Raw genomic sequence first — 10,863 nt, forward strand, 5'->3', positions numbered from 1 at the left:
AGAAATTTTAGCTAATAATCACAACCAAAGAGAATGGCGGCGCAAAGCGCCGCCATTCTCTTTGGTTGTGATTAATGTTGCAGTAAAGCAGAACGAGGAATTACACGCATAATTTCTTTGATAGTTGTTACTCCCTGTATAACTTTCTCAATGGCTGCAACACGAAAGGACTGAAAATCAATACTGCGTAAATAGAGATCTAGCTGAGTTGATGTTCCTTCGTAAATAATTTGACGCATCGTGTCATTGATCTCTAGAAGTTCAATGACAGCTTCACGCCCCAAGTAACCTGTATTAGAGCATTTAGGACATCCATTTCCTTGTCTGCACTTTTCCAAATTAACTGTAGATCGATCTAATCCGATCACTTTTAATTCGGCATCACTAGGTATATAAGCCTCTGCACAGTGCGGACAAACACGACGAACAAGGCGCTGAGCAACAACCCCTAACAAAGCATCACCAACTAGACTTGAGCCAAGATCTTTCAGTCGAGGGATGGCACTAGGTGCATCATTGGTATGCATAGTGGTAAGAACAAGGTGACCTGTTAAAGCAGCCCGAATTGCAGTTTCAGCCGTCTCACTATCGCGTACTTCACCCACCATAATAATGTCTGGATCTTGACGGAGAATTGAGCGCAATCCTGCGGCAAAAGTCATGCCTGCGGCTTCATTGACTTGAGTTTGAGTGATATTTGATAAGACATACTCTACGGGATCTTCGACAGTAGTAACATTGACACTTTCAGAGGCAACTACCTGCAAACTGGTATAAAGTGTACTGGTTTTACCCGAACCTGTGGGGCCCGTAAAAATGATCATTCCTTGTGGTTGATGTAGCCAGCGTTCATAAATTTGACGCGACTTTTCAGTAAATCCTAGATCGGCAATACTCGAAAAGGGATTTTCTTGTGGAAGCAACCGAATTACAATTTTTTCGCCATTAACGCAGGGAAGTGTACTAACTCGCATATCTAACCCTTTAGCATGACGATCATCACTGGTGTATTTTTCGCCAATGCGCCCATCTTGAGGAATCCGACTTTTGGCAATATCCATTTCTGCCATGACTTTAAGTGCAACAATAATTTTGCGACTAATTGCTAAAGGCAATACTTGTACGTCTCGCAAAATACCATCAACACGAAAGCGAATGCGTAATCCTTCTTTGGTTGGCTCTAGATGAATATCGCTAGCACGACTTTGCAAGGCACTGGTGATAATCGCCTTAATGCGACTAATTTGATCTTCGGCTTTTGAGAGATGCATTTCTGCAGTCTCGGCGATCGCCATTGGTTCTAGCTCATCAGCAAAGGGGATATCTGTCTCTGATAGAGAAATGCGATCGGTGCGAATGTTTTGTTTAACAAACCATTCTTGGTAACTTTTTTTCGTAATGGATACGACTTTAACAGTCATATCCATCAAGTTACTAATTCTCTTGATGTCCAGTTCTGAAATAGTCTCAGGAGCGCCAATAAAGAATTGTTGTCGCCAAAATAATAGCGGAATAAAGTGGGGTAACTCCGTTTGATTGCGAGCTTGCCGAAAGAAGCGATCGCATACTTCTGCATCCAGCAGTTTCATGTTCACAGTTCCATCTGGATTAATAAGCTTGGCGATCGCTTCTTCACAGGATATTTTGCCAGCTTTAAGTAATTGCCAGGAGGTTGATGGAACAATGGATAGATTAGGTATGGGGGATTTAGCCTGCATAGTTGCTGATAAGTTCAATATAGTTACTTACTAGATTCATTCTGTTGAGTTGATATGTTCTATGCAGATCTTACTAAAAATCTATGTAGGAAAATGATCACGCCTAGTAAGTAGAAGAATTTCTACGCATTAACTTATACTCCTAAAAAAGAAAATTAGGTAAGTGGTGATGTTTATTGATCTTTCAACAAACATCACCACTTATCTAATTTTTTCTATGGAGTAATTTGATTTATGCAAGTCAAAGAAAACTAGCGTGGATTAGTCCAATAAATGTTATTCTTATAGCGAGTATCACTAGGAATGTTGATCCAGTTAAAGTGTTCCTTAACTAGAGAGTTCGTCGCTCTACTATCACTATTGGAATCCATAATTCTGATCTGGCGTTGACCATTGAGATTCCGTGATTCCATCACAATTGCAGTATGTCCATAGTTGACTCCTTTTACAATTCCAATTTGTGGAAAGGATACCACAGCACCACGTTTTGGCAAACCTTCACTTGTGACTGGTAAGAAGAATCTTGAGAAGGTCGAAGCAACAACTCTTGCTGTATCTTTGCCATGTCCAAAGGCATAAGATTTTGTTTTTTCTGCACCATCCAAGTAGACTTCTTGAATATAGCGAGCAACTAGGGTCACGCATTGTCCTCGTGAATCCCAACCTGGAGTACGATCTAGGCGAGCAACACCCCTTGTGTTTACAAAATTACGAACAAAGTTTTCAAGCTTTTGATTAGAGGTTGATGGAGGATTTACGACAGTTTTCCTCAACCAATCAGCAGACGCGGTAAATGTTCTAGTTACACCTCCAACAGTACCAGTATTGAATATCGGCACATTGTTAGATCTATAAACAACAACGTTGCCATCCGTTTGAATAGCTAGATAGGCTCCTGGATTACCTGCGGTATCAGTTGCCCAGACTGGTCTGCTGTTAGCATACAGGACAACATTACCGTCTGTCTGTACTGCCAACATATTAGCCGCAGTTCCATTTGTGCCAGTTGCCCAAATTGCTCTCCCTTGTGGAGTGTACAAAACTAGATTAGCATCACGTTGAAAGACAAATTTGTACCGATTGGAGGTGACAAATTCTTCACCTCGTCCAAAGGTTCTATTGATAATAGAAGGTCTAATAACAACATTGCCATTGTCGGGCAGTGTTTGAGGAGGGTTACTGCTACGCCATTTCTGATTAGCGTTGTCAGCATTGCAAGTCCACAGATGCACGATTCCGCCATCATTACGGCTAGGAGAGTCTACACAAAGATTCGTATCTCGCCGCCTGATCAAATTGGAACCATCACCTAATACAAGTAAGTCAAAGTGTTGGTCTGGATCTGAGTCACTACAGCCCCAAAGATTAATTTCCCTGCCATTAGCTAGATAATGAGCATTTAGACAAAGTCCAGTTCTACGATGCCTTAGACGGAAACTACCATTATTGAGACGAATCCTCTCAAACTGTTGGTCAGGGTCTGAATCATCGCGCTTAAAAATTGACATCCGAGGAGTGCCATCAATCTTACGGAAGTTCCAATTTGTATTTAAAGCTTTATCTTGATTGTTACTAGCTTTAACTGAAAATGTTTCATAGGACTGAGAATAACTGGGAGAGGAGACTGCTAACAAAGCAAAAAGTGATAGAGGTAAAATTTGGGCTGCTTGAGGAATTTTTAGCATGATAATTGATACCTTAGAAAAGTAAGATTTATTTGTTAGAGAGCAATAGTAGATAAGAAACTAAATTTTAGGAATAGTATTTCCCATCCATCGCAAATTTTGGGCTTGAGCAGGAGAGACGCAAACAATATTTCCATCTTTTGCTCGGCATACAGTTTGATCATTGTGAGTGGGAACTTGCCACTTAGACCAATCTAAAAACGTTGGGATAGAGCCAATACTGCGATTTTGAGTAGTAACATCAACAGGATTTCCATTAGTGTCAGCAAAAACAACCTCGTCTCCACCGCCAGCTAGAGCTTTGGGAATATTGAGAGTAAGGCTTAGGAGACCAATAGATGTTAAAAGTAGTAAACTCTCTTTAAGAAGCAATTTATTGAAATACATTCATAGATTCCTCTATACTAATGTTTATGAGATTAGATAGCTTGATGCTTGTGAGTTCCTATTTCATAAGCTACTTATTCTTTCTGTAAGGTTTGGATAAAAATGCACTGAACTTAGATTTTTTTGTTGAGTGGATTTGCTTCATCGCTTACATCTATTTCTTCTGTAGAGTTCATTGCACTTATGCAGCGATTAAATTAAAAACTTGAAATTCTTTTTTACTTGCTCTGGGAGTTGAGGTAAAAAGGAGATACTGTAAGCATTACAGTCTCTCCTTTGGCTTTGCTGATTTAGCGGAAACCTTCAAAAATTGTGAGAATCAAAACTAGGCAAATCACTACAAATATGGTTCGCCATAGCCACATCAAAAATGTGGGCATAATTTCCATAACGATCGCATAGCCACCAAAAATTACAGGTAAGACAAGTGCGATCGCTAGTCCTGCGATCGCCAACATCAGAAACTTAAGTAAATGAGGGATAAAACGCAACATAGACATAACAACTCCACAGATTGCTTGTTCCGATCCTTACAAGACTTATATTCTGAAAGGTTATAATTTTATTGCATTGCTGATTGAGGTTAATTTGAACCCTACTGCATAAAAGGCGATCGCTGATCAGAATATGTAGATGTATAGCTAGAGCGATCGCTTGTTAGCTAAAATATTAGTGATATGCGATCGCTCGGTCAGTCATCTTTGAGCAGGAAATGCAGCATGAGTTTAAAGCGGCAAAACTTACGGGACAAATTTTCGACTTTCCTAACCATTCACGATGCGGCAGGAAATAGTTATTCGTGGGAAGTAGATTCAAAACTACAACGTAATATTGATACAGTGCTTGCTTTAGAGAGATACTCTGATGCTACTGAGGAAGAAATAGTTCGCCACTTCTTGAATGAGCTTCGCCACTCAGATCAGCGCATCGTTGAAAGAAGTCGGTCGCATCTAGTCGCTTATCTACAAGAAACTTATTATTTTGTAAGTAAAAAAATATGTTTCAAGTTCAACAGAGAAAATGCTGTAGAAAATGCGTTTGGAGTCGCTCATGAAACGATTTGCAGACTAGGCTTTTTTGAGAGATATGCATCTAGAATGTCTCAACTCAGTACCTATGCAAGTAATGCGATCAGGAATCGAGTACTGAATTTGTTAACAGGAGACGGCAGAAGTATTTGGGGGAAATTTTATCATCTATCTGCAACAGGTGTGAGGCAGATCGTAATCTCAATAATCCGCAAACCTCACAAGTATAGTGAAGAGGTGCATAGGGATATAGAGGACTACGTTTACATCCATCAATTCTATAGACTAATTTGCCCACCATTAGAAAATAATCATGCAAGGCAAGAGCCAAATAGTGATCAACTACAAGCCATTTGCGATCTGTACAATAGCCAAACCCCTCTGATTAAAGAGCAATTGAAAAAGAAGTTTGTGGCGATTGATCCTCAAGAAACTTTAGAGATGATGAAAAGTTGCATACAAGAAATTCTCTGGAGACAACAAAAAATAGGCAGTCCTGAGAGTTTAGATGCTCCTATCAATAGTAATGACGACAGCGATATAGCTTTAATTGATGTATTTGAGCAATCAGATAAGTATCAGAATCATTCAGACAATGATGAATTATCTAATTTGATGGAGTTACAAACAGGGTTGAGCGATGTAGTTTGTCAAGAAATTTCATCTTTTGCTGTAGAACAACAATCAATATTTACTCTGCTGCACGGTTTTGACTGTAGTATGACTACAGTTGGTAAGCTTTACGGTGTTCATCAAAGTAATATTTCAAGAAAGCGCTATCATCCAGCTTATGATGCTACTTTCGCTCAATGTGTAACTTTTTGCCAACGACAAGTAGTTGATCTGGATGTAAATATATCTTGGCAGAATGATTTAGATAAGTGGATTAAAAGTTATTTAGATTCATTTTACAAGAGGAAGCTTTCACAGCTATTAGAATCGCTGGTTGGTTCTCTTGTTCAGGAAGAGAACCAAAAACCGCATAAATCTTGTGATTTAACAGAATATATAGATGCAGAGGGAGAAAATTTGATCGGTATTGCTGTGTACTTAGTAATTAATCATCTGCAACAAGAATTTCAAATCACTAGATCATGTGAGCCTATAATTCCAAGTATTGTCGATTTTATCAAGACTTGGATTAGCGATCGCCCCAGCAATTAAAACCTAACTTTCTATTAAATTCTATCAAAACAAATCAGAGGTATATGATGTTAATTCTAAAACAAGAGATTGAACTTGAATCTATTCTTGAAGACCAGATATGTTTGGTTATTCCTCAAGAAACTCAAACAGAAATATGGGAATTATTACAGGGCTATTCCTATCCTGCGGCAAGGTGGATGGCTTATCTCAATCGCTTGAGCTTGGAGTATATAATTCCATACTTTAAACAAACCTATGGCTGTGATATTGAGTTGGCGGATAATCCGATTAGACCTGATAGCGTTTGGGAATATGTGAATGGCTTTGCACTAACTATCGATGGTAAGCGGGTAATCGTGATTCCTAGTGAAACGGATAGTGATGAGTTTTCGATACCCTTTGAATGGATAGATATTGATGCGTGGGCTGGGGAATATTATCTGGCGGTGCAGATTCGTCCTGATAGTGGTTGGTTACGAGTATTTGGTTTTACGACCCATCAGCAGATTAAACAAAAGGCTGAGTATGACAAGGTTATGCGTACTTATACTTTGTCGCAGGAGCAAATCATTGATGACATGGATGTTTTGTTGACATCTTTGGCGATCGCCTCTAACCAAAAAGCCGCAATTCCTGCTCTCACTGCGATCGGTCAACCTCAAAAGAATAAATACTTGGAGGCTCTCAAGCGCCCTAAGTTATATTCCCCACGTCTTGATCTAGATGCCGATCATTGGGCAACTTTTGTGAGTGATGATAAGTTACGGGAAAAGCTGTGGGAGATGAGAATGCGATCGCCATTGCAAGAAATGATTGAAACTGGAATTATTTCTATAAGTAATATGCTTGAAAAAATGAGAATACATGGTGCTAATTTTACCGATAGCATTCTACGCGAATCTGAAACTTTGCTGTCTCAACCTATAACCCAGCCGCAGTTTGTAACAGGCTTCAGAAGTCCCGCCGTGCTAGAAAGTCCAAAAACTAATACTAAATTTAGGGATGAGTTATCTTTGCCTAGCGATATTACAGTTCCTAATCTAATTCTATTCATTCAGTCAAATAAACCTGATATTGCCAGAATCCATGCTTTGCAGCTATTAGGTGATATCGGTTATCAAAATCAAGAGGCGATCGCTTTTGTAAGTGGATTGCAAGGTAATCCTCAAGAGGAGTTGTCAGTTCGCCGTGAAGCTGCTGTTTGTCTCGGTAAAATTGATCGACAACATCCTCAATCAGGGCTAAGAAGAGTTCAGTTAATTGACTTAACCTATAGTTTAGGGACAGTTAATTTATCTCTTGAAATTACAATTATGCCTATTCAAGAGCATCAAGCCCATGTCCATTTTTATTTAACGAACTCTCAAGAGAAGAAATTACCTAATGGGCTTAAGTTTGAGGCGATCGATAGTGATGGGGACAGTATATTTAGTATTCAAGAGTCAAATAGAGAATTTTATCAGGGTAGTTTTGTAGAGGATTATGGCGGCTATTTTTGGATTCAAATTGTCCTTGATGATGCAAGTGTAAGGTCAGAATTTATTGTATAGGTGAAAGTTATGAAAAAAGACCAAAGAGACGCATTTTTCAAGGCAATGAAAGCTTGGCTCTTCCCACCGCAGCCTAAACCACAGATATTCCTAAACTTGCTAACTACAGGTGACGACTTTCTATCACCTCAAAAGATTAAAGTCTCACTACAGGTCGAGCGTTTGGAAATAGCTTTGACAAGTGCGAATATCACAGAGAAACTTGCTAGTGATTTTAGAGAATGGAATTTGAACTATCCATCATATGCTATATGGAAAGAAGTATTTGATTTACTAAACATTTTGATACTTTTTATAGGCAATGATTTCCCCAACCTCTTTTATCATCTACCTCAACAAATTAACAGTGATAAAGATAATATAAGTATTTACTCTTTTTACTATCGTTTGATTTTGCTTGTTTGTAAAGTTGAAGTAGGAAGATATATTGATACTGGTGCATTTAGAAAACCTCAGAAAACTGTTGGAGAGCAGTCTAGTGGCTCACGAACGGAACATATTATTGAAGATGCAGGTGAGAGAGTAAAACGAAGTATAAATGATTTGTTTGATAGTAAGGATTTTAAGGAGGTTAGAGAACAACTTATTAAATTATTACCTTCAGAAGATCAGCCTCAGCCAGATGTATATATTCGCTATGATGATCCAATGCTGGCAATGTTGCCATTGCACTTATGGGATGAATTTCAATCAAGAAATATCGAACCAGTTTTTTGCAGTCTGAAGACTAGTATTCAAAATAAATCGTTTAAGAAAAAGCAAAAACCACGAATTCTTCTAATTTTAGGTGACTTTGTTGATATCAAGAACGAGAATGAGAAGCTGAACTGGCAAATTTTTTATCCAGATGCAGAGATAAAAGTTCTTGAAATGCTCAATGCAAAGGGAATAAGTGATGCGTTATGGAAAGAAAAGTGGGATGTCTTGTACTTTGGTGGACATAGTACTACACAAGAACGTAAAGGTATTCTTTATCTAAAAGATGATGTCTCAATTACTTTGGGTGACTTTAGGAAAGGTTTAGCAAGGGCTGCTAAGAATGGTTTGCAGTTAGCTATTTTCAACTCCTGTATTAGTCTTGGGGCTGCGGCAGATCTGCAAAATGCAGGAATACCTATGGTTATTGCAACTAGGCACTTGATGCACAATCTAATAGCGCCAGAATTTCTTGAGCTTTTTTTAGATGCTTATATCAATGATGACAGATCTATTAAGGAGGCAGTCTGGTATGCGAGAGAAAGATTAAAAACTGATAGCAATTATTTCCCTTGTGCTGATTTTTTGCCAGTCGTTTTTCAAATACCTACTGCTACTATTCAACCTAAAGCATCACCATTAGTGGCGATCGTCACTTCATTCTTCGTTACTTGCCTAGTCTTCTTTCTCCATACCCAAGGCATATTCCAAGCAGCCGAACTATCTCTATACGATCACATGATGGATATTCGCAAACCTGCACAGGTTGATCGTGACATTGTAGTAGTAAGGGTAACTCCTGAAGATGAAGAAATGCAAATTAGGGAAGGAGAAAATTTAGAGGGAAACTCAATTAGTGATAAATATCTTGTGAAACTTTTAGATAAGCTTGATCAAGAGAAACCTAAAGTAATTGGTATGACATTTATGAGACTTAATCTGAAGTCTGACTCCTATGATAATAAAAAGCTTGTATCCAGAATGCTTAATGATGTAGAGCCTAGGTTGGTTGCAATTTGTGCTATGGGAATACCAGGTTCTGAGAGAGATTATTTTCCACAACCTATGGATAAAAAAAATCCAACTAATCAGACAGTAATTAACCCTGAATATAGAGATCCTAGAGTTGGATTTTCAAACTCATATCCTGATGTAAATTATTCTGAAAGAATAAGACGCTTGATGCTTGTAAAGATAACGACCAAAGATGCTTGTGGCGAACAAGCAATTAAATCATTTGCATTAAGGTTAGTCTTAAATCATTTAGATATTTCAGACAAAGACGTAATGATTAAGGCTCCTAAAAATCGTGTTTTTTTAGAATATAAAGGTATAAAAATTGAAAATATTATTGAACAACAAGGAGGGTATCAGATTGATCCTTCACTATCCGTAAATCCTAATTCTAAAGATTTGCCAAAAAACTTATCTATTCTTTTTAACTATAAGAACTATAAAAATAAAATCGATGTAGTAGAGTTTTCTTTGGAATCTATATTGTCTGGCAGACATACTTCATTAAAAGATAAGGTTGTGATTATTGGCGGTACAGACAAAGACAATGTAGCTCTGAATAACTTAGGCTACCATGTTTTATCGACTGATTATTTATTGAGAATTTTTAGAGGTGGTGATCATGTGTTGATTGGCTCTGAAAATAACTTAACATTTCTAATTTGCCTTCTAAATACTCTTGGTGTCACTTATATAATTACAGATCTATTTATTAACTGTAATTATAATAGATTTTTATTGATTCTAAGTGCATTTGCTTTTCATGCAACACTTATATTCTGGATACATTTCATTACTTTAATTAGTATGTCACTGTGGATTCCAAGTGTGCCAACTTACATCAGCTCAACTCTATCCTGTATAATTTTGATAATATATTTGCAATATTCAAACTATAAACCAACACACCAATAACAATCCAATGCTAAAATTAATGGTTTCAAAACTTTCTTTTCTATTACCTATACTATTTTGTTTTATAAATATTAGACCTGTTAAATCTGAGTCTTTACAGCCCAGTGATGGTAACACAGGGAACTCAAAGAGAACTGTAACTAGAGATGGCTGTACAGTTGTTCCATTGATTCCAACTGGTAAACTTGTATCCAAAACTAGTTTACTTAAACCAGTCATTTGGTTTTATGTTGAATATTCAAAAATTGGAACTATCCCTGATTTAGAAGTTAGTCATAAAGATTTAAATGGCAAAACTATAAGCAGAATTTTAAAGTTAGACAGTCTGAATCCAACATTTGTGTCATACACCCTACCGTTTGACAATCAGGAATTGAATGAGAATGAGGATTTTCGATTCAACGTTCAATGTGGTGAAGGCGATGGGAACTCTACAGGCATAAATATTAAACGTGTTTCTTCTAGTGAGTTAAAATCTCTTTCAATTATTAATTTTCCTTTATTAAGATATGCTACTGAACTGTACAAGTTAAATTTTTGGGCTGAATCCAGTAATCTCATTTTGAGCGTTTCACCTAATTATCTGTGCAAAGATAAAGTTAATACTATTAACTTATTTACGGAAAAGGTAAACAATCTGCTTGGCGAATCAGATGAAGATAAAACAATTAAAAATAATATGCGTTCATCGTTTCAAAAGCATTTTGAAAATGTATGTAAATAG

General features: G+C 37.4%; 8 protein-coding genes. 4 read left to right on the plus strand and 4 right to left on the minus strand.

Going from position 1 to position 10,863, the window contains the following annotated elements; genetic code table 11:
• Positions 1-71 precede the first annotated feature (71 nt).
• The 4 genes from VB775_RS03775 to VB775_RS03790 form a co-directional block, all read right to left on the minus strand.
• Complete coding sequence (locus VB775_RS03775) at positions 72-1,718, minus strand: GspE/PulE family protein (RefSeq protein ID WP_281006318.1); 1,647 nt, start codon at positions 1,716-1,718, stop codon at positions 72-74.
• A 251-nt stretch (positions 1,719-1,969) separates the two neighbouring features.
• Positions 1,970-3,403, minus strand: a complete 1,434-nt coding sequence (locus VB775_RS03780) for a ricin-type beta-trefoil lectin domain protein (protein ID WP_281006319.1) — start codon at positions 3,401-3,403, stop codon at positions 1,970-1,972.
• Positions 3,404-3,463: 60 nt separating this feature from the next.
• Positions 3,464-3,790, minus strand: coding sequence for a hypothetical protein (locus VB775_RS03785; protein WP_281006320.1), 327 nt, complete (start codon positions 3,788-3,790; stop codon positions 3,464-3,466).
• Between the two features lie 290 nt (positions 3,791-4,080).
• Entirely contained in the window at positions 4,081-4,284 is a 204-nt protein-coding gene (locus tag VB775_RS03790) for a hypothetical protein (protein WP_281006321.1), read from the minus strand.
• A 225-nt stretch (positions 4,285-4,509) separates the two neighbouring features.
• On the opposite strand from VB775_RS03790, the gene VB775_RS03795 reads away from it, so the two are divergent.
• Genes VB775_RS03795 through VB775_RS03810 form a run of 4 tightly spaced genes read left to right on the plus strand, consistent with a single transcriptional unit; the run spans position 4,510 to position 10,863 of the window.
• Complete coding sequence (locus VB775_RS03795) at positions 4,510-5,982, plus strand: hypothetical protein (RefSeq protein ID WP_281006322.1); 1,473 nt, start codon at positions 4,510-4,512, stop codon at positions 5,980-5,982.
• Between the two features lie 44 nt (positions 5,983-6,026).
• Positions 6,027-7,514: a DUF1822 family protein gene (locus VB775_RS03800; protein ID WP_281006323.1), complete on the plus strand. Its 1,488-nt coding sequence runs from the start codon at positions 6,027-6,029 to the stop codon at positions 7,512-7,514.
• Positions 7,515-7,523: 9 nt separating this feature from the next.
• Positions 7,524-10,139, plus strand: coding sequence for a CHASE2 domain-containing protein (locus VB775_RS03805; protein WP_281006324.1), 2,616 nt, complete (start codon positions 7,524-7,526; stop codon positions 10,137-10,139).
• Positions 10,140-10,158: 19 nt separating this feature from the next.
• Positions 10,159-10,863, plus strand: a complete 705-nt coding sequence (locus VB775_RS03810; RefSeq protein WP_281006325.1) for a hypothetical protein — start codon at positions 10,159-10,161, stop codon at positions 10,861-10,863.

The organism is Pseudanabaena sp. CCNP1317, assembly GCF_034931345.1.
Classification (GTDB): domain Bacteria; phylum Cyanobacteriota; class Cyanobacteriia; order Pseudanabaenales; family Pseudanabaenaceae; genus Pseudanabaena; species Pseudanabaena galeata.